The 24,104-nt window shown below is 45.6% G+C and carries 21 protein-coding genes; 13 read left to right on the top strand and 8 right to left on the bottom strand.

Going from position 1 to position 24,104, the window contains the following annotated elements; all coding sequences use genetic code 11:
* Window positions 1-23 precede the first annotated feature (23 nt).
* Window positions 24-1,124: a 1-acyl-sn-glycerol-3-phosphate acyltransferase gene (locus QMA41_RS07695; protein WP_021455718.1), complete on the bottom strand. Its 1,101-nt coding sequence runs from the start codon at window positions 1,122-1,124 to the stop codon at window positions 24-26.
* A 197-nt stretch (window positions 1,125-1,321) separates the two neighbouring features.
* Here QMA41_RS07695 and QMA41_RS07700 point away from each other — a divergent pair, with 197 nt between their 5' ends.
* Together QMA41_RS07700 and QMA41_RS07705 are read left to right on the top strand one after the other, a co-directional pair.
* A complete protein-coding gene (locus QMA41_RS07700; RefSeq protein ID WP_281629293.1) occupies window positions 1,322-1,924 on the top strand; it encodes an AraC family transcriptional regulator in 603 nt (200 codons plus the stop codon).
* A 95-nt stretch (window positions 1,925-2,019) separates the two neighbouring features.
* Window positions 2,020-3,888 carry a methyl-accepting chemotaxis protein gene (locus QMA41_RS07705; RefSeq protein ID WP_281629294.1) on the top strand — a complete coding sequence of 623 codons (1,869 nt, stop codon included), beginning with the start codon at window positions 2,020-2,022 and terminating at the stop codon, window positions 3,886-3,888.
* A gap of 32 nt (window positions 3,889-3,920) precedes the next feature.
* Here the strand turns inward: QMA41_RS07705 and QMA41_RS07710 are convergent, their stop codons facing one another.
* Window positions 3,921-5,273: an alpha-amylase family protein gene (locus QMA41_RS07710; RefSeq protein ID WP_281629295.1), complete on the bottom strand. Its 1,353-nt coding sequence runs from the start codon at window positions 5,271-5,273 to the stop codon at window positions 3,921-3,923.
* Between the two features lie 208 nt (window positions 5,274-5,481).
* Between QMA41_RS07710 and QMA41_RS07715 the strand changes: the two genes are divergently transcribed.
* Window positions 5,482-6,138 carry a DsbA family oxidoreductase gene (locus QMA41_RS07715; RefSeq protein WP_082315217.1) on the top strand — a complete coding sequence of 219 codons (657 nt, stop codon included), beginning with the start codon at window positions 5,482-5,484 and terminating at the stop codon, window positions 6,136-6,138.
* Window positions 6,139-6,141: 3 nt separating this feature from the next.
* On the opposite strand, the gene QMA41_RS07720 is transcribed toward QMA41_RS07715, so the two are convergent.
* On the bottom strand, window positions 6,142-7,044 hold the full coding sequence (locus tag QMA41_RS07720; protein ID WP_006961254.1) for a DUF808 domain-containing protein: 903 nt from the start codon (window positions 7,042-7,044) through the stop codon (window positions 6,142-6,144).
* 187 nt (window positions 7,045-7,231) lie between these two features.
* Here QMA41_RS07720 and QMA41_RS07725 point away from each other — a divergent pair, with 187 nt between their 5' ends.
* Window positions 7,232-8,152 (top strand): M14 family metallocarboxypeptidase, encoded by a 921-nt coding sequence (locus QMA41_RS07725; RefSeq protein ID WP_281629296.1) that lies wholly within the window; start codon window positions 7,232-7,234, stop codon window positions 8,150-8,152.
* Here QMA41_RS07725 and QMA41_RS07730 read toward each other — a convergent pair.
* A complete protein-coding gene (locus QMA41_RS07730; protein WP_039952136.1) occupies window positions 8,147-8,935 on the bottom strand; it encodes a helix-turn-helix transcriptional regulator in 789 nt (262 codons plus the stop codon). The genes QMA41_RS07725 and QMA41_RS07730 overlap by 6 nt on opposite strands.
* A gap of 99 nt (window positions 8,936-9,034) precedes the next feature.
* Between QMA41_RS07730 and QMA41_RS07735 the strand changes: the two genes are divergently transcribed.
* The 4 genes from QMA41_RS07735 to QMA41_RS07750 all read left to right on the top strand — a co-directional run bounded on the left by QMA41_RS07735 (window position 9,035) and on the right by QMA41_RS07750 (window position 12,705).
* Window positions 9,035-9,934, top strand: coding sequence for a DMT family transporter (locus tag QMA41_RS07735; RefSeq protein ID WP_281629297.1), 900 nt, complete (start codon window positions 9,035-9,037; stop codon window positions 9,932-9,934).
* Between the two features lie 90 nt (window positions 9,935-10,024).
* On the top strand, window positions 10,025-10,936 hold the full coding sequence (locus tag QMA41_RS07740) for a GGDEF domain-containing protein (RefSeq protein WP_006961258.1): 912 nt from the start codon (window positions 10,025-10,027) through the stop codon (window positions 10,934-10,936).
* A 135-nt stretch (window positions 10,937-11,071) separates the two neighbouring features.
* Complete coding sequence (locus QMA41_RS07745; protein WP_006961259.1) at window positions 11,072-11,836, top strand: DeoR/GlpR family transcriptional regulator; 765 nt, start codon at window positions 11,072-11,074, stop codon at window positions 11,834-11,836.
* 146 nt (window positions 11,837-11,982) lie between these two features.
* Window positions 11,983-12,705 carry a LuxR family transcriptional regulator gene (locus QMA41_RS07750; RefSeq protein WP_006961260.1) on the top strand — a complete coding sequence of 241 codons (723 nt, stop codon included), beginning with the start codon at window positions 11,983-11,985 and terminating at the stop codon, window positions 12,703-12,705.
* Window positions 12,706-13,005: 300 nt separating this feature from the next.
* On the opposite strand, the gene QMA41_RS07755 is transcribed toward QMA41_RS07750, so the two are convergent.
* Window positions 13,006-14,823: a hybrid-cluster NAD(P)-dependent oxidoreductase gene (locus QMA41_RS07755; protein ID WP_281629298.1), complete on the bottom strand. Its 1,818-nt coding sequence runs from the start codon at window positions 14,821-14,823 to the stop codon at window positions 13,006-13,008.
* Between the two features lie 495 nt (window positions 14,824-15,318).
* Between QMA41_RS07755 and pyrC the strand changes: the two genes are divergently transcribed.
* Window positions 15,319-16,347, top strand: a complete 1,029-nt coding sequence (gene pyrC, locus QMA41_RS07760; protein ID WP_171351928.1) for a dihydroorotase — start codon at window positions 15,319-15,321, stop codon at window positions 16,345-16,347.
* 52 nt (window positions 16,348-16,399) lie between these two features.
* Here pyrC and QMA41_RS07765 read toward each other — a convergent pair whose 3' ends face one another.
* Together QMA41_RS07765 and QMA41_RS07770 are read right to left on the bottom strand one after the other, a co-directional pair.
* Window positions 16,400-17,854, bottom strand: a complete 1,455-nt coding sequence (locus QMA41_RS07765; protein ID WP_281629299.1) for a PepSY domain-containing protein — start codon at window positions 17,852-17,854, stop codon at window positions 16,400-16,402.
* A 129-nt stretch (window positions 17,855-17,983) separates the two neighbouring features.
* Window positions 17,984-18,337 carry a hypothetical protein gene (locus QMA41_RS07770; RefSeq protein WP_021456747.1) on the bottom strand — a complete coding sequence of 118 codons (354 nt, stop codon included), beginning with the start codon at window positions 18,335-18,337 and terminating at the stop codon, window positions 17,984-17,986.
* Between the two features lie 340 nt (window positions 18,338-18,677).
* Here QMA41_RS07770 and uhpT point away from each other — a divergent pair, with 340 nt between their 5' ends.
* The 4 genes from uhpT to QMA41_RS07790 all read left to right on the top strand — a co-directional run bounded on the left by uhpT (window position 18,678) and on the right by QMA41_RS07790 (window position 23,670).
* Window positions 18,678-20,069, top strand: a complete 1,392-nt coding sequence (uhpT, locus tag QMA41_RS07775) for a hexose-6-phosphate:phosphate antiporter (RefSeq protein WP_019275811.1) — start codon at window positions 18,678-18,680, stop codon at window positions 20,067-20,069.
* A gap of 148 nt (window positions 20,070-20,217) precedes the next feature.
* Window positions 20,218-20,829: a transcriptional regulator UhpA gene (uhpA, locus tag QMA41_RS07780; protein WP_045985080.1), complete on the top strand. Its 612-nt coding sequence runs from the start codon at window positions 20,218-20,220 to the stop codon at window positions 20,827-20,829.
* The gene (gene uhpB, locus QMA41_RS07785; protein WP_281629300.1) at window positions 20,829-22,340 is read left to right on the top strand and encodes a signal transduction histidine-protein kinase/phosphatase UhpB; all 1,512 of its coding nucleotides are present in this window, start codon (window positions 20,829-20,831) and stop codon (window positions 22,338-22,340) included. The genes uhpA and uhpB overlap by 1 nt, the downstream gene beginning before the upstream one ends.
* A 10-nt stretch (window positions 22,341-22,350) precedes the next feature.
* The gene (locus QMA41_RS07790; protein WP_019275808.1) at window positions 22,351-23,670 is read left to right on the top strand and encodes an MFS transporter; all 1,320 of its coding nucleotides are present in this window, start codon (window positions 22,351-22,353) and stop codon (window positions 23,668-23,670) included.
* On the opposite strand, the gene QMA41_RS07795 is transcribed toward QMA41_RS07790, so the two are convergent.
* Complete coding sequence (locus QMA41_RS07795) at window positions 23,667-24,050, bottom strand: cytochrome b562 (protein WP_021456742.1); 384 nt, start codon at window positions 24,048-24,050, stop codon at window positions 23,667-23,669. The genes QMA41_RS07790 and QMA41_RS07795 overlap by 4 nt on opposite strands.
* Window positions 24,051-24,104 lie beyond the last annotated feature (54 nt).

Raw genomic sequence — 24,104 nt, forward strand, 5'->3', positions numbered from 1 at the left:
TAATCGCGTCCTTTCTAATCTATTTAACTTTGGTTTTTAACCGGATTGGCGTAGCTTGCGACCAAATAAGACTGAGCGCCTTCCGGAAGCTGGTTAAGTTTACCTGCCAAAATGTCTTTAACCTGCTGTTCGACTTGCTCATCACCTGCCGCCAATTCATTAATTGGGAACAGCTTGTAGTTATCGTGTATCTGACGATCAATTTCTTCTGCCAGAGCTTCCGGTGATTCGAACTCATCACCAATCACGTCACCAAATGCGACATGGATACGGCCTTTGTCACCTACGATTCCCTGAATAATACTCTCAATATCTTCAAATTCGCCTTTTTCATACGTACCGCTTGTAGCTTTCTCAAAAAGCTCACGCGCTTTAGCAATATCACAAGGGTCATTCTCATAAGAGATAGCAACAGGGACAATTCTTAGCGACTTGATGTACTCTGCGAACTCTAACTTCTGCTTACGACCTTCAACGTGGAACATTTTTAGGATCGCCGGATCAGTAAAGTCATTGCCATCTTTAGCACGACCTTCTTTCTGCGCAATCCAGATAGAGTTCCCCGTATCCAACGAATGTTTGATGTAGCCCGACAAAGTACCTAGCGCCTTCATCATTTCACGAGGGCCTTTTGCAGAGCGTTTAACAATAAAGCTCTTGTTTAGCTTCATCAACTCAGTCGCACAAGGTTTTTTCAGTAGGTTGTCTCCAATAGCGATACGCACTGTTTTATGATCACTCTGGTGTAGACCGTAGTTGACCAACGCTGGGTCCATGGCGATATCACGGTGGTTGGAGACAAATAGATAAGACGTCTGCTTATCCAGCTTATCTAAACCTGAGTACGTTACGCCCTTAGTTGTTGAATTCAATGTCTGCTCAAGGTACTTCTTCACTTCCATCTGAATCGCTTCAACGGAGTTCAGTTTAGACCACTTCATCTTGAGGTAGACTTTAACGATTGGTGACATCAACGCTTTAAACCAACCTGCATGGTTTGCAAATCTATGTTGTAGAATCGCACTGATGAATTCTTCATCGTTAATCAGGCGGTCAATCGCCGCTGGAATTTCTTCGTCATTGTATGGACGAATTTCAACAAAAGGGTCGTTTTTAGAAGTCATTTCTTATTACATCTGATAAAAAGCTGGCCTATTCTACGCGGAGATGGGGGGATTAACAGCTATACTTCTCTCATAATCAAAAAGGTCAGACCAGCATAAAATCACCGTTTCTGTAGAAAGTCGGAGTTAAGTTGGCTTTTTCTGCAAGAAACGTTAACCTTAGCGCCCCTTGAGCATACAAGAATATGAGCAATTTCATGCACTACGCAATCTCGCATAACAAGAGTGACTTTCAGTATCTAACCATGACTCCACGAAAAAAGAGTATCAAGCACATGTTACTCAAGGTGGAACAAGGTTTAGCACTAATGAAACTTGGAAAGTCTGAGTATGCGATTGAAGCAGGTCAGACAGTTTGGATTCCGTTTGACGTTTTGTGCGCATTGACCTTCTTCCCTCAAACTCAAGTTCAGCAAGTAGAAGTCTCTTGTCGCGTCACAACGTCTCTGCCAAAACAAGGTGGATTCGTTACCCTTAATGAGTTGACTAACGCTTTGTTAAATAGACTGAAGGTGATGGACGAAACTCATGTTGCCCAACGAGATATTCTGACTGTATTACAGGCCGAGCTGTCCGCCTTAAAGCCTCAGTTAAAAGAGAGCAGGCTAACTCGATTAATTAGCCAGTGGTCACCGAATACCGACAGCAAACTATTGGCAGAGCAACAGCTCGTTTTGACGGTTCGTGAAGCCTATAAGAGAATGAAGTCTGGTAAGAAGCAAGAGCAGATCATTTCAGACCTGTTCGACAACAATGAGGCGATGTACTCACAAATTGAACATGCAATTCTGGGTAAATAGCAGAAAACTTAACTAAGTTACTGGCTGATTGTCGATTTCGTAACTATAAATCTATAAATATCCTCTATATTTGTAGATAAAATAGGAAGGCGAATATGAAATTCAGCCATAAGATTGTGGCAGCATCCTCTCTTCTCTTACTGGCCACAGTAACGTTGCTCACCCTACAGCAGTACTACACCGTTCAATCCGAAATTAAATCTCAGGTTACATCGAGCGTAACGGAAATCGTTGATGGCGTTCGAGACACCACAGCCGCTGAAATTGATGGCCGAAAAGCCATCGCCAATTACGCGACTAGTATGCTGGAAGCCAACCTGTCTCCCGATGCGATTTCTACCGTCATCACTCGTCCTATAGTAAAGGACACATTCCTTTTGGTCGGTTTGGGATTCGAAAAGGATGGCTCTAATATAAACAATGACCCTTCTTGGAATCCCGGCTCCAGCTGGGACCCCCGAGCTCGACCTTGGTATATCGACGCCAAAAACGCAGGCAAACTCATTATCACTGCCCCTTATGCCGACTCTGCGACTGGCGAAATTCTGGTATCCATTGCCACTCCAGTGAACGACAACGGTAAGTTCATCGGCGCAATCTTCTACGATGTTAGCCTTGCGGGTTTGGCTGATGTTGTAAACAAGGTACAGCTCTTCGATGCAGGGTACGTATTTATCGTTGCAGGTGATGGCACAACCATCGCACACCCACAAACCGACTTAAACGGTAAGCCGATGAAGGATTTCTTGGGTGACGCCGGTATTCAGGATGACCCGCAGCAGGTCTCTATTGATGGCAAAGACTACACGCTAGATTTCTCTAAAGTCCCAGGAGAAGACTGGTATATAGGCGTCGTTCTCGATGAGGAGATTGCGTACCAATCCTTAGCCGACTTACGCAACAGTTCAATTATTTATACCGTCGTTGCGTTAGCCATTAGTATCGTCATTCTTCTAGTATTGATGGCTGCGCTAATGCGTCCACTTGGTACACTAAATACCGCGATTCAAGATGTTGCATCTGGTGAAGGGGATCTAACTCAACGCTTAGATACGAGTACAGACCAAGAGTTTTCTTCACTCGCAGAAAATTTCAATACTTTCACCAGCACACTTCAACAGCAAATCACTCAGTCAAAAGCCATTGGTGAAGAGATCTTACGTGGCTCCGAAATGACATCCATGGGTCTACAAGAATCTGCTGCGGCAATGCAAGATCAATTGAGAGAGCTCGAACAACTTGCAACCGCGATGCATGAGATGGCAACAACCTCAGGTGATGTTGCCAATAACGCTCAGGGGGCAGCCTCTGCTGCAAAAGATGCTGACGAGGCCACAGAAGTGGGTACACGCGTGGTAGGTGACACGACAACTTCAATTACTGAGCTGTCACAGCGCATTGATGAAGCAGTAGAAGAAGTGAAAACTCTGGAATCGGCGACAGACAACATCGAAACCATCTTGAAAGTAATCAATGACATAGCCGACCAAACCAATCTATTGGCCCTTAACGCAGCCATTGAGGCAGCACGTGCTGGTGAGTCTGGCCGAGGCTTCGCTGTAGTCGCTGATGAAGTTCGAACACTGGCTCAGAGAACTCAAGAATCTACGACAGAAATCCGCAATATGATTGAACAACTGCAGTCTGGTGCAACTGCAGTGGCAAATGCGATGAACATGAGTAAGGAAACAGCCAGCGGTGCCGTACTTCGTGCAGAAGAAGCCAACACCGCTCTAAACAGCATCCGCGATGCAATCCAGAGCATTAGCGATATGAACATTCAAATCGCTTCGGCCGCGGAAGAACAAAGCTTAGTCGCCGAGGAAATAAACAACAATACGGTCAAAATCAAAGACCTGTCTGTTCAGGTTGCCGATGCAGCAGAGAACGCTAACATTGCCATGCAGGCGCAAACTGAAAACATTCGCGAACAGGACGCCATTCTCAACAAGTTTAAAGTGTAAACGCTCTCGCCCTCCCAAATGGGAGGGCTTTTTTATTCCGCCACCAGCATCAAACTTTCTTCTCCGGGCACTGTGAGGTTTAGCGTCCCCTTCTCAGCTTGATGTTTCTCACAGGAAAGCAAATCTAACCATTCACCACTTACTGCTATTTCTACTTTCTGCGAACGTTTCGATTTATTAATCACCACGATACCTTCCTTTCCTCGCGCGAATACCAGTAAGTCTTCCGATGCCTCTATAACCTGCATAGTTTTACCATGCATTAAGTTATAAAAACGGATACGAGCAATCATTCGCTCATCGTTCCAAGCATCTACCCAGCGCGGCTTTCCATCCACTCCAGTCAAACCACTAGTATCAAGATCGGTATAAACCAATGGAACGCCACCATCTCTACCTAAGATGTAGCTGTACGCTAACCATTCTGTTTTGTCTGGCATCACTAAATTAGCAAACACATCGTTGTTAGGTATGTCGTGAGTGATTGCAAAAGTAATGGCTCGATTCTCAGAAAGTGCTTGGCCGAAACAATAAGGGTTGACCAAGCTCTTGAGACTTCCTTTGGCTTCAAATGCATCAAACATAGTCTGAAATAGAGGAAAATCATACGCGCCCAAACGTGTTTCAGCCAAAAACGGTTCAAGAAAAATGTCATACTCGGGCTTGGTAACTCCACCGTCTGTGATGATTTCACCAAAGATATGAATACCTTCACAGATATCTTTGCTCCAAACCTTCTGCAAATGCTCTAGTGTCATGTGCTTGGCCGCATCGATTCGAAACCCTTTCACACCCAGTGCTTTCAGCGCCTTCAGGTAATGCTGTTGTTGTTCAACGACGCGTTTATGCACTCGCAGAGTTGGCAATCCCGGATCCGTTGGACCACCGGTAATGCGACCGTTTTGCACCTGCCACTTGTCTTGCCAATCTTCAATACCAAACGCTTCAACAAAATCATCCTCAATAAATAGAGGTTTGCTGAGATCGCCGAATAGTTTTATCTCTTCGTAGTAATCAGAGTCGCTTTGGTAGGATTCCAAAACGTCTTTCGCTGGATATTGAAGATCCAACCGTTGATGAGATTCGTTCGCCATGTGGTTAAACACCACATCCGCATACACATAGATAGAACGCTGATTCAGAACGTCGACCATGCGTGTAAAGTCTTGTGTGTTGCCCAACTGGTTATCAATTACACGATAATCTTGTGGCTGATAACGCTGCCACCACTTTGTATCTTGTGCTTGTTTTAAAGACTTCATTGGAGGAGAAACCAGCACAGATTTATAACCCGCCGCAACGATCTCATCAGCGCGTTGAGCAACTAATGCATACGGCCAGTCGAAGGCATGAAGAATGACGTTGGCTGTCTTAAAAACGGTCATGTCATGTTCCTTAAATTCAATTTCCATAATCATCTGTTCATCCACAGATGAAGAGTTGAAACAATTATAATCACCCAAGACTTTTTTTCTTCACCCCTAGAAAGCGGAATGGGTGTAGTAGTTCTAAGGCGTAGAATTTGAACTATTTATAAATTTAATTATCCTCACTCGCTATAATGAAATATGAAGCAAGAAAAAGGCGTCAATCATGAAGAGTGTCCGCATAGACATAGTGTCAGATGTAGTTTGCCCGTGGTGTATCATAGGATACAAACGACTGGAGCAAGCTTTGATGACGCTATCAGACAGCATTGAGGCTGAAATACATTGGCATCCATTCGAATTAAACCCCGCAATGAAGCCAGAAGGCCAGAACCTGCGTGAACACTTAGCGGAGAAATACGGCACGTCACTAGAAGCTAGTATATCGGCTCGTCAAACTATCGCCTCACTAGGTGAAGAACTCGGTTTTGAATTTAATTTCACCGATGAAATGCGCATCTACAACACACGTAAAGCCCACCAGCTTCTATTGTGGTCACAATCGCAGGATTTGCAGCTTGATCTCGAAATAGCCATGTTCCATGCATATTTTACCGATGGTAAAGACGTCAGTGACGAAAATGTGTTACTCGATATAGCGGAGTCATTTGGACTAGATCGAGAAACCTGTCAGGCCGTTCTGGAAGACAGCAGTTGGGAAGAGACGGTCGCCTCCACGGAACAACAGTGGCTAGAAGCTGGGATCAATGCGGTGCCTGCTATCATTATTGACCGCAAGCACCTGATTTCTGGCGCTCAGAATAGTGATATTTTGGTTGAAGCGCTAAGAGAAATCACTCATCAAAAGAGCGATATAGACTAAAAACTAGCTGTGTTGGCGAATCTTACCGATAACGCCCCAAGCCAGTACAATCAACACACCAGCTACAACGCCAATTAGACCGTTTAGTATCGATGGAAACAAGGCTTTCGCCAGCGTCAGGTTGGGTAGGTTTAGTAAAACCGGCTCAATCCAGTGGTGGATCGCTGGAACATTGTGTACCACTATGCCACCACCGACTAAAAACATGGCCGCTGTACCGACGACCGCGAGAAACTTCATTAACTTTGGTGCGAACACAATTAAACCTTTACCGATTGACGCCCTGATACCCTGTCCTTTTGAAATACGATTGAGATAAAAACCGAGATCATCCAGCTTAACAATGGCAGCAACTAAGCCATAAACACCGATTGTCATTAAGACTGCAATCAGGCTGACAACAATAATTTGCGTCAACATGGAGTGACCTTGAACGGTGCCGAGTGCAATCACAATGATTTCAGCGGATAAGATAAAGTCGGTGCGAATCGCACCAGCAACTTTCCTCTTCTCATAATCCTCAATGGAGCCTGTCGGTTCCTCCTCTTCGACTTCTATTTCTTCACCTGAATGGAACAACTTCTCCACTAGCTTTTCAGCACCTTCAAAACACAGAAACAATCCACCGAGTAGCAACAAAGGCATAATCAACCACGGCGCGAGTGAGCTCATTAATAATGCCGCAGGTACCAAAATTAATTTGTTGCGAAAAGAGCCTTTAGCAACGCTCCAAACGATAGGGATTTCGCGCTCCGCCGCCACACCAGAGACCTGCTGCGCATTAAGCGCTAAATCGTCACCCAGCACACCAGCGGTTTTCTTTGCAGCCACTTTGGACATCAAAGCAACATCATCCAACACCGTAGCGATGTCATCTAACAGGGTTAACAGACTCGCACCCGCCATTTGTTTTCTCTTAGAAATAAGACATGTAACCAAATGTAACATTGACCACATCGAACTTAAACCGAATTCTTGTCAGTAATCCGTCAATAACAACACTCTGGTTATTGGTTGAACTTATATTGATTGCTTCCCCAAAATGGGCGTTTTATGCTGTCGCCCACATCCCATAACAAACATAGGCAAAGTAATGCACAGCTCTTACTCTTACCCTATCGGAACACCTGGTCAAAAATGGCAAGACGCCGAGCGAATAGCCTGGCGCGAACAAACCACCATCAAACGTGAATACCAACAAGAAGTGGTTCCAAAGATTCAAGCCCTACAAGAAAGGTTCGATATCGAACAGTATGGTGCGCTCTCCTACGACCCAAGCCGCTACCCACTTTTTTGCATTAAAAATAAGAATTGGGACAGTGCAAAACCCGTTGTTCTGGTGACAGGCGGTGTTCATGGCTACGAGACCAGCGGCGTTCATGGTGCACTCAAATTTGCTGACACTCAGATGGAAAAATACGCTGAGCACTTCAACATCATCGTCGCACCATGTGTCAGCCCATGGGGTTACGAGACGATCAATCGCTGGAACCCACTGGCGATTGACCCGAACCGCTCTTTCTATGAGAACAGCCCAGCAGAAGAATCCGCCAATCTAAGAGCACTTGTGGCATCAATAGGACAAGAAGTACTGGTTCATATTGATTTGCATGAAACTACAGACACAGATGAAACTGAGTTCAGACCTGCTCTGGCTGCGCGTGATGGCATTGAGTATATCGAAGGTATGATTCCTGATGGCTTCTACACGGTAGGTGATACTGAAAACCCTCAACCTGAGTTTCAGGCAGCGGTGATTGAGTCAGTTAGAAAAGTGACTCATATTGCTCCCGCTGATGAAAAAGGCGAAATCATTGGTTCAGCCGTTGTACAGGATGGCGTCATCAATTACCCGATGGTAAAACTTGGCCTGTGTGGCGGTGTAACCAACTGCACTTACGGCACCACTACTGAAGTCTACCCTGATAGTCCTAAAGTAACCGACGAAGAGTGTAACGATGCTCAAGTTGCGGCCATCGTAGGCGGATTGGATTTCGTAATCAAAAAGCTATAACAACTTACTCTTATACTGCTCCGGGGTCTGCCCGGAGTATTTCTTGAACATCGCGATAAACGGACTGGCTTGGTTGTAGCCTAACGTCAAAGCGACCTCTTTCACCGAATGACCCTTTCTCAGTAAATCCATTGAGTATAAATAGCGTACTCTCAGCCTCCACTCAGTAAAGCTCATCCCCAACTCTGACTGACAGTGCCTTGCCAAGGTGCGCTCTGTGGTATGTACCTTCTCAGCCCACTCGGACAGGCTGGTATTATCAATCGGGTTTTCTTCTACTTCGGCCAATATTCTTGCTAGATATTTATTATCTGAAGATGGCAGAAAATGATGCTGAGTATCTCGTGTCGCCAGTTGATCCAGTAAAACCTGCACTAAGCGTTTATCTTGCTCTGTTTGCGCCACATTGATCCCTCGCTGGCGAAAATCATCGATGATTGAGGACACGATAGGCGTAATTTTGATCAAACTGGTACAGTCGGGAAAGTGTGTGGTCAGATCTTGTGCTACGTTCAGTGAACAATACGACAGTGGTTTGCGATTGTAGCTGGTATGCATAACACCTGCGGGCACCCAGATAGCAAGATGCGGTGGTGCAAGAAATCGAGTACCTTCCGCCTCCATTTCCAGGATACCACCACTAATGAGCTGAACTTGGCCCCACGGATGACTATGCATTCTCGTTTCCGTGTTCGACAGGAACGCTTCAAAATTCATAAACACATCTGATGGTGCCTTATCGATTGATAAGGAAGGATGGAGGTGTTTGACCGATTTTCTCAAATTTGTCTTCCTATCGCGCTCGATGTCTTTCAAGAGATATCTACAATCATACAGACCTGTCAAACTCACTTCCACTGTTCACTTTGAGATTGAGATCACATGATCTACTTACTTCCACTTTTTACTGTCTTTATCTGGGGAGGCAATGCCATCATCAACAAAATGGCCGCTTCAGTAATTGAACCCAGTGCAATGAGCTTCTTTCGCTGGTTTTTTGCCATGTTGGTACTCACCCCTTTCTGCTTACCTCAGGTCATCATACAGTGGACTGTAATCAAGCCTCGCTTGAACAAACTAGCCTTCCTCGCTTTACTTGGCATGGTATTAAATCAATCTCTGGGGTACTACGCGGGCGTAACCACCACGGCTTCCAACATGGCGTTAATCACCTCACTGGTTCCACTCCTTAGTGTATTTATGAGCGTACCGCTCCTTGGAAAAAGCATCTCACCGCTCAGTATTATCGGTGGCATTATCTCTCTGGCTGGTCTCTCTTTCATGCTAGGACAAGGAGATATGGTTTTCTTCCTCCACCAAAGTGTCACTGAAGGCGACGCCCTGATGGTGTTGGCAGCCATTTGCTACGCCACATATTGTGTGCTTATAAAGCGATGGAGAATGCCTTTGTCTAACTGGATACTCATCTATATGCAAGGGCTGTTCGCCGTACTCATACTGACTCCACTTTGGCTATCGAGTGAGCATTTAGCCCCAACGCCAGGTTCTGTTTCTCTGATTGCTTATGCATCCTTGGCAGGCTCTCTCCTCGCGCCTTGGATGTGGGTCAAAGCGATTGATGCTATAGGTGCGGACTCGAGTGCGATGTTCATGAACCTGCTTCCTGTTGTAGCGGTGGCTCTGGCAGCAACTTTACTGGGAGAGAACATTGAGAGTTACCACGTCATGGGCGGAATTATGGTGATCTCTGGAGTCATACTCTCACAAATAAAACGTGTGCGAAGAACGGATGAAAGTCTGCAAAATGTTAAGCAGGTATAGGTGGAGTCCGGCAAAAGAGTATATGTTTATATTAAACAACATCAATAAGACGTCAGAATAAGGCTAGACCTCACACTACAGGGAGGTCTTATGATCGAATTGGAGCATATCGAAGAGATATACGAAGATAATAAGTTTGCACTGCATGAAGAAGTACTCAATGAAATCGGCTCTTACGTCTTCGTTAAGAATCGCAAAGGAGAGTACCTCTATGCTAATCAACTCACTCTAGAACTGTTTAAAACCGATCTTGAGTCACTAAAAGGCAAAACTGACTACGACTACTTTCAGCCCGATCTTCTTAAAGATATTCTCCACACCGACCAATCTGTGTTCGAAACTGGTGAAACGGTGATCAATGAAGAACACGCTCGAGCTATTCCAGATGGCAAGTTAAGAGTTTACAGAGCGATTAAAAAGCCGATCATCAGCTCTGTAACTAACGAAGTTATTGGCTTGATCGGTGTTTCAACAGATATTACTGACATTGTTGAAATGCGTGAAAAGTTGGCTGAGCTAGCCAATACCGACGATCTTACTAAGTTGTACAATCGCCGGAAGTTGTGGCGCCAATTCTCTGAAGAGTTTGCTCATGCTCAAACCCACGATCTATCTCTTTCTTGCATCGTTATTGATATCGACCATTTCAAGCATATTAACGATACCTTCGGCCATGACCATGGTGACGAGGTCATCGTACAGTTGGCAGATATTGCTCGCTCTCATATACGTTCAACCGATTCCTGTGGGCGAATCGGCGGGGAAGAGTTCCTCATCGTTCTGCATCAAACGAACGCAGAGCAAGCACTCCAGATCGCCGAACGCCTGCGTTGTGACTTTTATTCTTTTCCCTTTTTTACTGACAACAACAATTTCAGCATCAGTTGCGGAGTCACCGAATTAACAGAAAAAGATAAGGATTTTTTTGATTTGTACCGTCGTGCTGATAAAGCGCTCTATGTATCGAAAAACAAAGGACGCAATCGCAGCCAGAAGCTCTAACCCTAATGATTAATGCTCGTTTATGTGAACATTTTCTTAAAACGAACTTTAACCAGCCAGTTTCGCTCACAAATCATTGCTTTGCCTCACGCAAACCGTAGAATTACTCCATTCCAACAGACAAGGACATTGTTAGTGAAAGCCATTAAGCGTCATCAGGAAATTATTGAACTGGTGCAAACTCAAGGTTTTGTCAGTACTGACGAATTGGTTGAACGATTTAACGTGAGCCCACAGACGATTCGTCGTGACCTCAATGAGCTAGCTGATGACAACAAGATTCGCCGCAACCACGGTGGAGCGACTATCACATCTAGTGCAGAGAACTCCTCGTATCAGACTCGCCAGATTTCCTATCAAAAGGAAAAAGGCCAGATCGCGCTGGAATTGGTCAAGCACATTCCAGATGGCGCGACTTTGTTCATTGATATCGGAACATCTCCAGAAGCCGTCGCAAGAGCACTACTAGGCAAACATCAGAATCTGCGTATCGTAACCAACAACATTAATGTCGCGACTATTTTGATGTCGAAGCCCGACTTCAAAGTGATCTTGGCAGGTGGAGAGGTTCGTGGCAAAGATGGCGGCGTCACTGGTGAAGCGACATTAGATTTTATTTCTCAATTCCGTCTCGATTTCGGCATTCTGGGTATTTCAGGGATCGATTATGACGGCTCACTGCTCGACTTTGACTATCATGAAGTTCGCGTCAAACGCGCCATCATAGAAAACAGTCGCTCCGTCTTCCTCGGTGTTGACCACAGTAAATTTGGTCGCAATGCTATGGTAAAACTTGGCACTATCGCTGACGTCGATCTAATTATTACTGATAGAAAACCACCTAAAGAAATTGAATCTTACGCAAAAGAAAATGACACCGTTCTTCAGGTGGTAAAATAGGAAAAGGCGCCATTGGGCGCCTTTTTCTATTTCGACTTATCAGTATGTTCAAAAATCCTTCAATCTCACTTTTAACGTGAGAAAAATATTACATAACCCGATTGTAATTTGTTATAAGTAATAAAAAGTCGCGTTTATGGCACTCAATGAAAGAAATTTTACGTCTGATAGATGACTACCAAACCATTGATTCTATTGAATCAATGGGAAGGTTGCTTGAGCAGTTAAACCATATAGTTAACAGTGAGTATTTTGTACTTGGTGTATCGTTTGACCCGCATATTAAAAATGGTCGTTTTATCGTCGTAGACAACTTCCCCGCCGATTGCCGAGAAGATTCATGTAATTTGGGGCTGATGTACGTAGATCCTATTTGCAAGTTTGGCGCATCAAACTGTATGCCCAGTGTCTGGGAATCTTCCAAACAAATAGACATCCACAGTCAGGAGCTTTTTTCTTTATCCCATATCCAGGGGATTGAACAAGGAATCAGCATTCCAATCCATGGATTAAATGGTGAAGTGGGTATGCTCAGTTTCGCGACATCAGATGTTATTGCCTACCCTACCCACACCGACGTATTGCTATTTGCTCAACTGATTGTTCCTCTTATTGTGCAAAACCTTTCGCGTTTATCTCACGCATCGCAGACCGAACATTCGCAAGCCATGCTGACTAACAGAGAGATTCAGTGCCTAACTTGGGCCGCCGATGGAAAGAGCGCTTCTGAGATAGCTGATATTGTCGACTGCACTGAAAGAACCGTAAAATTCCATCTCAGTAATGCCTGTAAGAAGCTCGGAGCAACCAATCGCTGCCAAGCAGTGACGAGAGCGCTATTAGGTGGACATATTAAACCGTACCAGTAACAGAAAATAGTATTTCTCAATTTCAACACAAATAATCGAAGTTAATTTGATTAGTTATGTCTATATTTTCTGCTTTAATCTACCAAATCGTATCAATTTTAACACAAAACCTGTCCGATCGGACAGTTACACTATCCTATTGTTTTTAATATCATTATGCGACTGAGTTACGACACGTCAGTTGGCTCAGACTGATGAATACGTCCTAAATACAAATTAAACAAAGTATTCACACTAAAAAAAGCCCCAGGCCTTTGGTCTGGGGCTTTTACCTTTCAGATGACTTGTCCTAAGTTGTGTTTAATTCACCACTTCGATATCAGTTTCAGGGACACAACAACAAGCTAGAGCAATACCCATGTTCATTTCATGATCTTGTAATCCTGGCACATCTGGTTGGTGAACTTTTCCTGATTCAACCGTCACCTTACATGCACCACACAAACCAGCACGGCAACTGTGCGCAATCGGAATACCTGCGTCCTCAGCTTGTTCCAACAGTGGCTTTTGGTTATTACCGACAAACAGTTGGCCGTTAACACTGATCTGTACTTCTTTAAAAGGTTGTGTACTGGTTTGCGAAACACCAAATGCTTCTTGGTGGTAACACTCTTCTGGCAGACCTTTCTTCAACAGAAGATTCTTAGCTTTCTGCATAAAACCATCAGGCCCACATACGAACACCTGACGCTGTTCAAGATTTTCTATCTGTTTTAGGTGTTCGGTCGTTAAACGCCCTTTTAAACCAAACCAGTCGATAGGTGGCTGAGACAACGAAATCAGCACTCTCAAGCCAGGGTGTTTACGTTTGTAGGTATCTAACTCTTCTTTACAAGGTATATCTTCTACACTGCGGCACTGATGGTAAAAGATAACATCATCCGCTTGATCGTAATCAGATAAGTATCTCAGCATCGACAGCATTGGTGTCACGCCACTTCCCGCAGACAAAAGTAAAATGGGTTGGTCGTGTTTATCTCCAAGATGGAAACTGCCATCAGGGTTTTCGCAAGCTAACGTATCACCGACTTTCAGATTGTCGTTGAGCCAGTTAGATACTCGCCCGCCGTCAATACGTTTGACAGAAATAGCCAACCGCCCAGGCCTTGAGGGACTAGAAGAAAGCGTATAACGACGCGCGACTTTTTCACCATCAATATCCAATGAAATCGGTAAGTGCTGACCAGGTAGATAGACAGGAGCGGTGCCGTGTTCTGGTTCTAACCAAAATGTCACAAAGTCACGAGCAATCTCTTCACGTTCAACACACGTCATCACCAATTGTGCCGGAGTGTTGTCTGGATAAAATTCTTTCTCTTTGTATTCGAGAACTTCAACAACGTCTCCCTGACGAACCATGCCTTCGTTCTTAGCGACTAGATTTTGACCGAAGAAAACGCCACCTCGCTCATTCGCGCGAAACTGAGACAGTGTGTTGAGTGGCTCTTTGCTTGGTCTGAATTCGCCTTTATCGACATTAACCGTTGTCAGGATGCAGCGTTCACACGCTTTAACCGCTTCAAACTCCACTTCCCCAATACGGATTCGCTTCCAGCTATCTTCCTCAAACGCCTCAGTCGTAGAAACAATCAGGTTGGCACGGAATTGGTCCATAGAGTGGTGTTCAGGGCTGCGGCGGTTTAGCTCATCCAAAGAGCCCTGACCAATCACGAGCATTGGGTAACCATCGGCAAAGCTGACGTTGTGTCCGACTTTCTCCCGTACTCGGTTCGATTGCTCGCCTGAAAACAGCAACTCTACCCTCTGTTGTAATACGTCGCTGAACCAGTCATCCGCTTCGTCCGTTGTGGTATACGCGGTGAAATTATCTTTCCATACCTGAGCAGGGGCTTCCTGCATTTTGAAATCTGAGTACTTTAAGCGAAGTGGCGGCTTGCCCTCTGCAACAAAAATTAAACCGTCTGGCGTCAAGCTCGACTGAACTTTAACCATATGCGGGTACTTACGCGCCGTCACCATGGAACCATCAGACAAAGCAAGCATAAAACGACGGTCAAACATCAGGCCTTGCTTTTCTACCCAAGCAGAAGATTGGCAGATACCACCTAAGGATTTAACTGGGAAAACGTTGATTTGAGAAAGAGTTGGAGCTGACATTGCTAATCCTGAGCTTTGTTATTTGCTGCGATTATACCCGACTCTCTAACGAGATGTTTCATGAAGATGTCAGTTCCAATCATAAAATTCACTTCAAACTTTGTGAATCCGATAATTAACTCGAAACCTCATCATAAAGCGTATCGAAATATGTCTTTGTCTTGAAAACTGTTAACACCCCCACTCCCTTATGTAAGAATCCATTAAATTAACTTGTTCTAATGTACCACCTCGCTAGTATGGATTTACCGCATTATCCCAGGTGCGGTACTCCAAACATTGTTGTGTTGTATAACGGATTATGAAAATCCGATATTTCAGGGTTAACGGATTAGCCCTTTTCTTTCATCCAACCCACTTCAAAAGTAAAAAACAGATGCATTAAAAGGCACTTTGCACTATCATCCTGTCGCCTAAGCGTAAGCGTTTGCCTTCACAGTTTTCGTTGATGCTTAGGCTCCAATCAGACAACTTATTATTATGGTGGGAGCAATAATGACAACACTTACGATCACTCGTCCTGACGACTGGCATGTTCACTTACGCGATGGTGATGTGCTAACAGATACCGTCCGCGACATCAGCCGCTACAATGGTCGAGCGCTAATCATGCCAAACACAGTCCCACCAGTTACCGACACTGAAATGGCACTCGCTTATCGTGAGCGCATCATGGCAGAAAAACCAAGCGAACAATTTGAGCCCTTGATGGCGTTGTATCTGACGGATAACACTTCACCCGATGAAATTCGCAAAGCGAAAGCTTCAGGCAAAGTGGTGGCAGCCAAGCTCTACCCTGCTGGCGCAACAACCAACTCTGACTCTGGTGTGACTTCTGCTAAAAACATCTACCATGTGCTTGAAGCAATGCAGGAAGTCGGCATGCTGCTTCTGGTCCACGGCGAAGTGACGACTCATGATGTCGATATTTTTGACCGTGAAAAAGAGTTTCTAGATACGGTTTTGGCGCCCATCGTCAATGATTTCCCAGAATTGAAGATCGTACTTGAGCACATCACAACGGCGGATGCGGCAACTTTTGTTAAAAACGCTAACGATAATGTTGCAGCAACCATCACAGCTCACCACCTGCTATACAACCGCAATCACATGTTGGTTGGTGGAATTAAACCTCACTTCTATTGCCTGCCGATTCTTAAGCGCAACACCCACCAAAAGGCGCTGATTGAAGCAGCTACGAGCGGTAGCAAGAAGTTTTTCCTAGGTACAGATTCCGCTCCGCATGCAAAAGGGATGAAGGAAGCAGCGTGTGGCTGCGCTGGTTCATATACCGCTCACGCAGCGCTAGAGCTTTATGCAGAAGTGTTTGAGCTAGAGGATAAGCTAGAGAACCTTGAAGCATTTGCGAGCCACAATGGCCCCGACTTCTATGGTCTACCGCGTAACTCAGATACCGTGACGCTCACTAAAGAAGAATGGGCAGTTGCAGAATCAATGCCATTTGGTCAGGACATTGTCGTGCCAATTCGCGCTGGTGAGACCATCGACTGGTCAGTAAAATAACCGAGCCATACGTGAATCAGGCCACCAATAGGTGGCCTTTTTTGTTGTTGTACTAGGCTGCTGACGTTTCCATTTTCTGCCGGAAAACAAACCAATCAATCACACCAAAGAGCACGATAGTCACCGCTGCTAGCGGGAAAAAGACTGCAACCATAGAGAGTGTAATTGCACCCACCTTCCAGATACCATCACTTTCAAAGCGAGGCGGAATACCGACTCGAGTCTTGCCTGACGGCCTTCTGATCCACCACATCACAATACCAGTAATGGAAATAACGATGAACGCCACACAAAACAAAACATTGAGTATCTTGTTAACCACGCTGACATCCCCTTGGTGCAAAGACACTCCTGCTGCCATAAATTTAGCGAACAAACTGTAGTCTTCCCATGTCACATCCACCAACACTTCACCTGTGTACTGGTCTATGTGAGTGGTTTTGTCTTTTCTTGGATCGTTAATATCGCCCGCCATAGAATTCGCTGCTAGCGTATACACACCCGTTTCAGACTGAGGCAAAAAGAGCTTAAACTGAGTAAAACCAAGGCGCTGTGCTTGCTCGACTATCGAATCGATACCAACACTCTGACTGATATCATACGAGCTATGTTCATGATGAGTATGATCATCGCTGCCATGAACATGCCCCTTAGATTCAGGTAACGGAGCTTGTTCTAAGTTCCATGGCATTTCTTCCTCACTACCGTGGTTGAGGTCAGCGTGAGTCAGCAGTGACTCTGGCTTATCGCCCCAAGTGTAGTAAGTAGGAAACGTATTCCACGCCTGAACCAGCTTGCTGCCCCAAACGCCAGCCCAAGCCAAGCCTGAGATGACAAAAAACAGCAACACAACAGACAACACACCACCCAAGTTAGCGTGCAGATCTCGCATCAAGATCCGTGTACCCGATGTAAAGCGCAGTTTCAGAAATCCCGCTTTACTTGCATTGTCCCGTGGTAACCATAAATAGATGCCCGTTACCAACAGTAAAATGCTCAAGCTTGCAGAAACCTCGATTAAGTAATCACCCCATTGGCCAATCAACAAGGTTCCATGGATTTCATTCGCAAGCTGATACCAGCTGTCACTGCGATCTATTTCACCTAATACCTGACCACTATAGGGGTTCACGGTGGCAAACACCGAGGTACCATCTTCCAGACGCACACTGAACTTATTGACCAAGTTTGCTTCAGCGGCAGGGATATACTGAGTAACCTGCCCAGTTGGGTAACTAGCTTGAACGCTTTCTAGCTGCTGCAAAACCGGAACTTTTGAAGATTCAGGCATAACAACCAACTCATCCTGATATCGAGCTTGTTCGATTTCATCACCAAACAGCATGACAAGCCCTGTCAGGCTGAGCATAAGCATAAATGGGATAACATAAAGGCCTGCATAAAAGTGCCAGCGCCATGTCATGAAGTAGCGTGATTTGGTTCGAGCCTTCTCTGAAGATAGGCGTGAAGATTCCTTAGGTGAAGTCTGAGTTTGACTACCCAACATTACAATTTCCTTTTTATTGCGCGCAGCAAAACCCTTCGGATTCAATCCGAATTGATCATTCAATAGTGTTTGCTGAACGTAGACTTTACAGTGAGGCGCTATGCCTTATTTAATAATTTTATTTTTATATCAAGCAATAGACAGGGGTGGCGCACGTGGGAGTGCAAGCTGATAGCGAACGCTTAGAGCCAAAAAAGCATACGCTTCATCACTCACATACGACTGTCGTGTAAAGTAAGGTGGTGTTGGAAGTGAATCCTGATGGAAAGAGGAAAAGTGACTGAATGGACAAGGTTTACCGTGCTGAGTTTCTGGCTTGCCTTCTTCGACTTGGACCAGCTCGAAACCATTGATGGTACATAACGTTGCCCAAACTCCAGCGTTTGAGCCGTGCGCATTTATGACCGGCATCAGGGAAACGAGCAGCCAACTCAGGGCACTCGCCAATAACATCGTCCGGTTAAAATTCGTTGCGCGTAACATGATCACTCTCGATTTGTTAGCTGTAACTATATAATGTGAAGTTAACAAACTCAGCCAGTTGTGCTGCAAAACATAAGCTTAGTCATAACTTTTCTACAAAAAGAACAATAACTAACCGAAACGAGTCCAATCAATCATGTGACACTATTCACGAAACACTCACTAACCAACTCGATCTAGGAAATTTTCCTAATCAGCCTAGGAGCATCTCTCAAGCCACAACGCACCGCGATGAATACACTTAGCGCCATCGATTTACTCCTGACTGCCTGTCAGCTAAATCAACCGAATTTTTTATTTGCTTTGCCCAACGGGCTAAGCCGGGCTCTAAGGATTCACTATGTTGAAATTTCTAGAACAAGTGCGCAAACCAACACTGGACCTGCCAGTCGAAGTTCGCCGAAAAATGTGGTTCAAACCCTTCCTGCAATCTTACTTGGTTGTATTCATCGGCTATATGACCATGTACCTGATCCGTAAGAACTTCAATATCGCTCAGAACGATATGATTTCCACTTACGGCCTATCAATGACTGAACTAGGTATGATCGGCCTTGGCTTTTCGATTACTTACGGCATTGGTAAAACTGTGGTGTCTTATTATGCCGACGGCAAAAACACCAAGCAGTTTCTGCCATTCATGTTGATCCTTTCAGGCCTTGCCATGCTGGGTTTCAGTATGAGCATGGGAGGCGGTAGCATCAGCCTATTCCTCATGATTGCGTTTTATGCGTTAAGTGGTTTCTTCCAGAGTACGGGCGGCCCTTCTAGCTACTCAACCATCACCAAATGGACACCACGTAACAAGCGCGGTTCATACCTTGGTCTGTGGAACATGTCGCACAACGTTGGTGGTGCGGGTGCTGCAGGTGTAGCTCTATTTGGCGCGAATTACCTATTCGATGGTCACGTGATTGGTATGTTCATCTTCCCATCTATCATCGCTTTGATTGTAGGTTTTATCGGGATGCGTTTTGGTAGCGACTCTCCAGAGGCCTACGGCTTGGGTAAAGTGGAAGAGCTGTTCGATGAAGCTGTCAGTGAAGAAGACAATGCCGCGGAAGAGCAGCAAATGTCTAAGCGAGAAATCTTTGTTGAATATGTACTGAAAAACAAAGTGATCTGGCTACTGTGTTTCGCCAACATTTTCCTTTATATCGTGCGTATTGGTATCGACCAATGGTCAACGGTTTATGCCTACCAAGAGCTTGGTCTATCTAAAGAAGCGGCAATTTCTGGTTTCACCTTATTCGAAGTAGGTGCACTGGTCGGTACATTAATGTGGGGCTACTTGTCAGACTTAGCTAACGGTCGCCGTGCGCTTGTTGCTTGTGTATCACTTGGCTTGATTATTGTGTCACTCGAGTTCTACCAACATGCCACCAGCGAGTTCATGTACCTAGCGTCACTGTTCGTACTAGGTTTCCTGGTCTTTGGTCCTCAACTGTTGATTGGCGTTGCAGCCGTTGGCTTTGTACCTAAGAAAGCCATCAGTGTTGCTGACGGTGTGAAAGGCACATTTGCGTACCTGATCGGTGACAGCTTTGCAAAACTTGGTCTAGGTATGATTGCAGACGGCACGCCTATTTTTGGCCTAACGGGTTGGCAAGGTACTTTTGCTGCACTCGATACTTCTGCGGCTATCTGTATCGGCTTACTTGCGTTCGTCGCTATTGCTGAAGAGAAGAAGATTCGTAAAGCTAAGAAAAAACTCGCTCAAGTAAACGCTTAATACCCCCAGTTAGCGCTATCTAATACTCGCTGTTCTGCCTGGATCAGAGAGATATAGATAGCGCTTTTTTTAGTTCCAAACGCTATTTGCCTATTGGTAAACTTAACGGTAACTTACCCCGCACTCTGCCTTGCTTTGGATAATTGCCATGATTAATGTTGCTCTCGTTGATGATCACGTCATCGTCCGATCCGGTTTCGCCCAGCTTCTAAGCTTGGAAAGTGACATTAACGTTGTTGGTGAATTCAACTCTGTGTCCGATGCAAAACAAGGCTTGCCCGGTAGCGGCGCCAATGTGTGCATTACCGATATATCGATGCCTGATGAAAGTGGCCTCACTCTACTTGAGTCGCTACCCTCTGGCATCGCCTGCGTTATGCTGAGTGTCCATGACTCTCCCGCGATGGTAGAAAAAGCGCTTGAAGCTGGGGCTCTTGGATATTTGACTAAACGATGTAGCCCGGAAGAGCTGGTTCAAGCGGTACGAACCGCGTCTACTGGAGGCTGCTATTTAACCCCAGAAATCGCCTTGAAGTTAGCCTCTCCTAAAAAAGCGACCGCTTCATTAAGTCAGCTAACTAAGCGGGAGAAACAAGTCTGTGAACTGCTTGCGACAGGCATGGATGTTAAGTTAGTGGCTAACCAGCTCGGCCTGAGCCATAAGACGGTTCACGTACATCGCGCTAATGCGATGGACAAACTCGCGGTCAAAAACAACGTTGAGCTGGCTAAGCTGTTCAGTCAGGAAATCCCGCTCTAATGCGCAACTACCTGGTCACTTCTGCCTGTGCTTGGTTCATTACCCTGTGCAGCTGGTTTTGCTTATGGGTCATTTCTTATTATTTCGTTAATGACGCTGAGTTGGCTATTCTCTTTTTCCCCTTCGCTTTGCGACTGGGGGTCACCCTGCATACAGCCAAGAAACATTGGCCTGCAATTTATGCGGCCGAATGGCTGCTAACGATTTCTCTAGCGCTATTATTAGACCAACCTCAATGGCTTACCGTTTTAGCAGCCAGTGCCGCCAGTATTCCAGTTACTGCTATGGCGGTACGATTCAACTACGGGGCGCAATCTCAGCGATTATTGGTTCAAGCAGCTGCAATTATAGTATCGTCGCTGATCAATGTTGCCGCCGTAAGTAGTCACGTTGAGTCACCTAGCTTGGTTTGGCTGGTTAGCGTCACTGGTGGGCTCATGCTGGTCCCAACCTGTTATCTGGTCTGGAATTACCTATTTCAAAGCACTTGGCTGCCATTGACATCCAATTTGATCAGCCAGCCTATTCAGTTCAATGTCAAACCGATTATTCTGTTCGTGATCGTGTTTTCTGTCAGCATCGCGCTGCAAATTGGGCTTCCCGATGAACTACGTCGTTTTGCCCCCTTCTGCCTTGCTATTCCTATCATCCTGCTCGCTTTCCGCTACGGCTGGCAAGGTGCCATGCTTGGCACACTGCTTAATAGTATTGCGTTAATCGCAGCACGCAGTGGCGTGTCACAAATTGAAGTCACCGACCTTCTATTGTCGATTACTGCACAGACCTTAACAGGGATATTGCTAGGCATGGCAGTCCAGCGCCAACGAGATTTGAACCAAAAATTGCGCCACGAGTTAAGTCGCAACCAAAACTTGTCACGCCAACTGGTGAAGGCTGAGGAATCCGTGCGTCAGGAAGTCGCACGTGAACTGCACGACGAAATTGGCCAGAATATTACTGCTATTCGTACCCAAGCCAGCATCATTAAGCGCGTCGAAAACCCGGAGATGAGCGCCAATTGCGCCACAACAATCGAATCCCTGTCACTGAATGTGTATGACACCACCAAAGGGCTGTTAACTAGACTCAGACCCAAAGCGCTGGATGACCTTGATCTGGTCGAAGCTCTGCAGCAGTTGGTTCGTGAAATGGAGTTTGAGCAGCAAGGCGTTAACGTCTCATTCAAACTGGAAGGCGGGCATGTATCTACGCTAAGCGATGCGACCAGTGCGACCTTGTATCGAATATGTCAGGAAGCCCTTAACAATGCACAAAAGTACGCTCAGGCGAGCCGTTTAGAGATTGATATCAAACTGGGAGACGAAGTCGAACTCAAGATCCAAGACAACGGCATTGGATTCAAACTACAGGACAGCCAAAAAGGCTTTGGCTTAAAAGGCATGCAAGAGCGAGTGCAAGCCCTCGGCGGGCGATTTAATATTCGCAGCTATAGCCAGCATGAATCAGAGCAGCATGGTACTTCTATTCGTGTCGAATTACCGGGAATTTGAGGTGTAACTTATGTCAGATTCTATCGCTCAACCTAATCACACAACCCATGAGATGAAATCGACTTACCAGTACTGGCGGCTGCATATCATGGTCGGTATGTATCTCGGCTATGCCGGCTTTTACTTCACCCGCAAGACTTTTAACTATGCGACACCTGCTTTGATCGCAGACTTAGGTTTAGATAAAAGTGACATAGGTTTGATGGGCACGTTCTTCTACTTGACCTACGGCTTGTCTAAGTTCATTTCCGGCATCGTTTCCGATCGCTCTAATCCGCGCTACTTCATGGGGCTTGGATTAATTGCGACAGGCATCATTAACATTCTGTTTGGCTTATCCAGCTCACTCTATGCGCTGTTCACGCTTTGGGTACTCAATGCCTGGTTTCAGGGCTGGGGTTGGCCTTCCTGTTCAAAACTCCTGACGACATGGTACTCACGCTCTGAACGCGGTTTCTTCTGGGCTATCTGGAATACCGCTCATAACGTTGGCGGAGCCTTAATCCCTCTTGTCGTCGGTTACATGGTACTACATTACAGCTGGCGAGAAGGCTTTGTTATTCCGGGGATTATCGGTGTAATCATCGGGCTTTTCCTTTGCTGGAGGCTAAGAGATAAACCGATCACCATGGGGCTACCCACCATTGGCCGATGGAAAAACGACAAGCTTGAGCTGGCACAAGAGAACGACGGTATAGGACTGAAACCCCACCAAATTCTGCGTACTTATGTCCTAAACAACAAATATATTTGGTTGTTGGCGTTTAGCTACGTGTTGGTGTACATCGTTAGAACAGCGGTCAATGACTGGGGTAATCTATACCTTACCGAACAGCACGGTTTCGACTTGATCAACGCAAATGCCGCTTTATCCTTGTTTGAAATCGGTGGCTTCATCGGTTCTTTGGTTGCGGGTTGGGGGTCAGATAAATTGTTCGGTGGAAATCGTGGTCCAATGAACCTGATTTTTGCGATGGGAGTTTTCTTGTCAGTGGCCGCTTTATGGCTAATGCCAGTCACGAATTTCGCTTTTCAGGCAGCTGGATTTTTTGCCATTGGATTCTTTGTGTTTGGACCACAAATGCTGATTGGGATGGCCGCTGCAGAATGTTCGCACAAAGACTCAGCGGGTGCGGCGACGGGCTTTGTCGGGCTATTTGCGTATATGGGAGCGGCGCTGGCAGGCTACCCTATGGCTATCATTATGGAGCATTTCCACTGGACTGGATTTTTCGTCACAATTTCGATCTGCTCAGCGGTTATTGGACTGTTACTCCTGCCCTTCTTGCAAGCTCAGTTCAGCAACAGCCCAAATCAAACATCAATCTAGCCGAATAGCTTGCTCCAGATGCTCGGGTTACGTTTGTCGTGATATTCAATGCGAAGTTCATCGACCTGACGCAAAGACTCTTTTGCCGACGCCATATCGCCAGCGTCCAATTGCGCTTCTACTTTATCCAACGCACCCGATAGCTTATTGAAACCTTCAAAGTAGATATCAAACTTTTCTGGTGGGTAGTCGCCACGCTTTGACTGCTCTACCAGTTCAGACAGGTTAGTCACCGCTGTCTTCATATCGGTAATTTCAGTTGCTTCAGCAGCGTGTTTAAATTCAACTTTCATTTGCTTCATTGTTGCTTTCAGGTCGAAATCTGACGCAAAAGCCTGTGCTGATACCATCAGTGCAAGAGCCGGAATTAACTTTCTCATTGTATTGTTCTTATCTTGGAATAGGAGGGGAAAGTGTACTGAATTCAGTCAGCA

It is taken from the genome of Vibrio sp. St2, from assembly GCF_947311885.1.
GTDB classification, from domain to species: domain Bacteria; phylum Pseudomonadota; class Gammaproteobacteria; order Enterobacterales; family Vibrionaceae; genus Vibrio; species Vibrio coralliilyticus.

What these genes read in the sequence shown, in the direction of transcription:
- QMA41_RS07695 (WP_021455718.1), bottom strand. Translation starts at nt 1,124, where the DNA reads ATGACTTCTAAAAACGACCCTTTTGTTGAAATTCGTCCATACAATGAC.
- QMA41_RS07700 (WP_281629293.1), top strand. Translation starts at nt 1,322, where the DNA reads ATGCACTACGCAATCTCGCATAACAAGAGTGACTTTCAGTATCTAACC.
- QMA41_RS07705 (WP_281629294.1), top strand. Translation starts at nt 2,020, where the DNA reads ATGAAATTCAGCCATAAGATTGTGGCAGCATCCTCTCTTCTCTTACTG.
- QMA41_RS07710 (WP_281629295.1), bottom strand. Translation starts at nt 5,273, where the DNA reads ATGACCGTTTTTAAGACAGCCAACGTCATTCTTCATGCCTTCGACTGG.
- QMA41_RS07715 (WP_082315217.1), top strand. Translation starts at nt 5,482, where the DNA reads ATGAAGAGTGTCCGCATAGACATAGTGTCAGATGTAGTTTGCCCGTGG.
- QMA41_RS07720 (WP_006961254.1), bottom strand. Translation starts at nt 7,044, where the DNA reads ATGGCGGGTGCGAGTCTGTTAACCCTGTTAGATGACATCGCTACGGTG.
- QMA41_RS07725 (WP_281629296.1), top strand. Translation starts at nt 7,232, where the DNA reads ATGCACAGCTCTTACTCTTACCCTATCGGAACACCTGGTCAAAAATGG.
- QMA41_RS07735 (WP_281629297.1), top strand. Translation starts at nt 9,035, where the DNA reads ATGATCTACTTACTTCCACTTTTTACTGTCTTTATCTGGGGAGGCAAT.
- QMA41_RS07740 (WP_006961258.1), top strand. Translation starts at nt 10,025, where the DNA reads ATGATCGAATTGGAGCATATCGAAGAGATATACGAAGATAATAAGTTT.
- QMA41_RS07750 (WP_006961260.1), top strand. Translation starts at nt 11,983, where the DNA reads ATGAAAGAAATTTTACGTCTGATAGATGACTACCAAACCATTGATTCT.
- QMA41_RS07755 (WP_281629298.1), bottom strand. Translation starts at nt 14,823, where the DNA reads ATGTCAGCTCCAACTCTTTCTCAAATCAACGTTTTCCCAGTTAAATCC.
- pyrC (WP_171351928.1), top strand. Translation starts at nt 15,319, where the DNA reads ATGACAACACTTACGATCACTCGTCCTGACGACTGGCATGTTCACTTA.
- QMA41_RS07765 (WP_281629299.1), bottom strand. Translation starts at nt 17,854, where the DNA reads ATGTTGGGTAGTCAAACTCAGACTTCACCTAAGGAATCTTCACGCCTA.
- QMA41_RS07770 (WP_021456747.1), bottom strand. Translation starts at nt 18,337, where the DNA reads ATGTTACGCGCAACGAATTTTAACCGGACGATGTTATTGGCGAGTGCC.
- uhpT (WP_019275811.1), top strand. Translation starts at nt 18,678, where the DNA reads ATGTTGAAATTTCTAGAACAAGTGCGCAAACCAACACTGGACCTGCCA.
- uhpA (WP_045985080.1), top strand. Translation starts at nt 20,218, where the DNA reads ATGATTAATGTTGCTCTCGTTGATGATCACGTCATCGTCCGATCCGGT.
- uhpB (WP_281629300.1), top strand. Translation starts at nt 20,829, where the DNA reads ATGCGCAACTACCTGGTCACTTCTGCCTGTGCTTGGTTCATTACCCTG.
- QMA41_RS07790 (WP_019275808.1), top strand. Translation starts at nt 22,351, where the DNA reads ATGTCAGATTCTATCGCTCAACCTAATCACACAACCCATGAGATGAAA.
- QMA41_RS07795 (WP_021456742.1), bottom strand. Translation starts at nt 24,050, where the DNA reads ATGAGAAAGTTAATTCCGGCTCTTGCACTGATGGTATCAGCACAGGCT.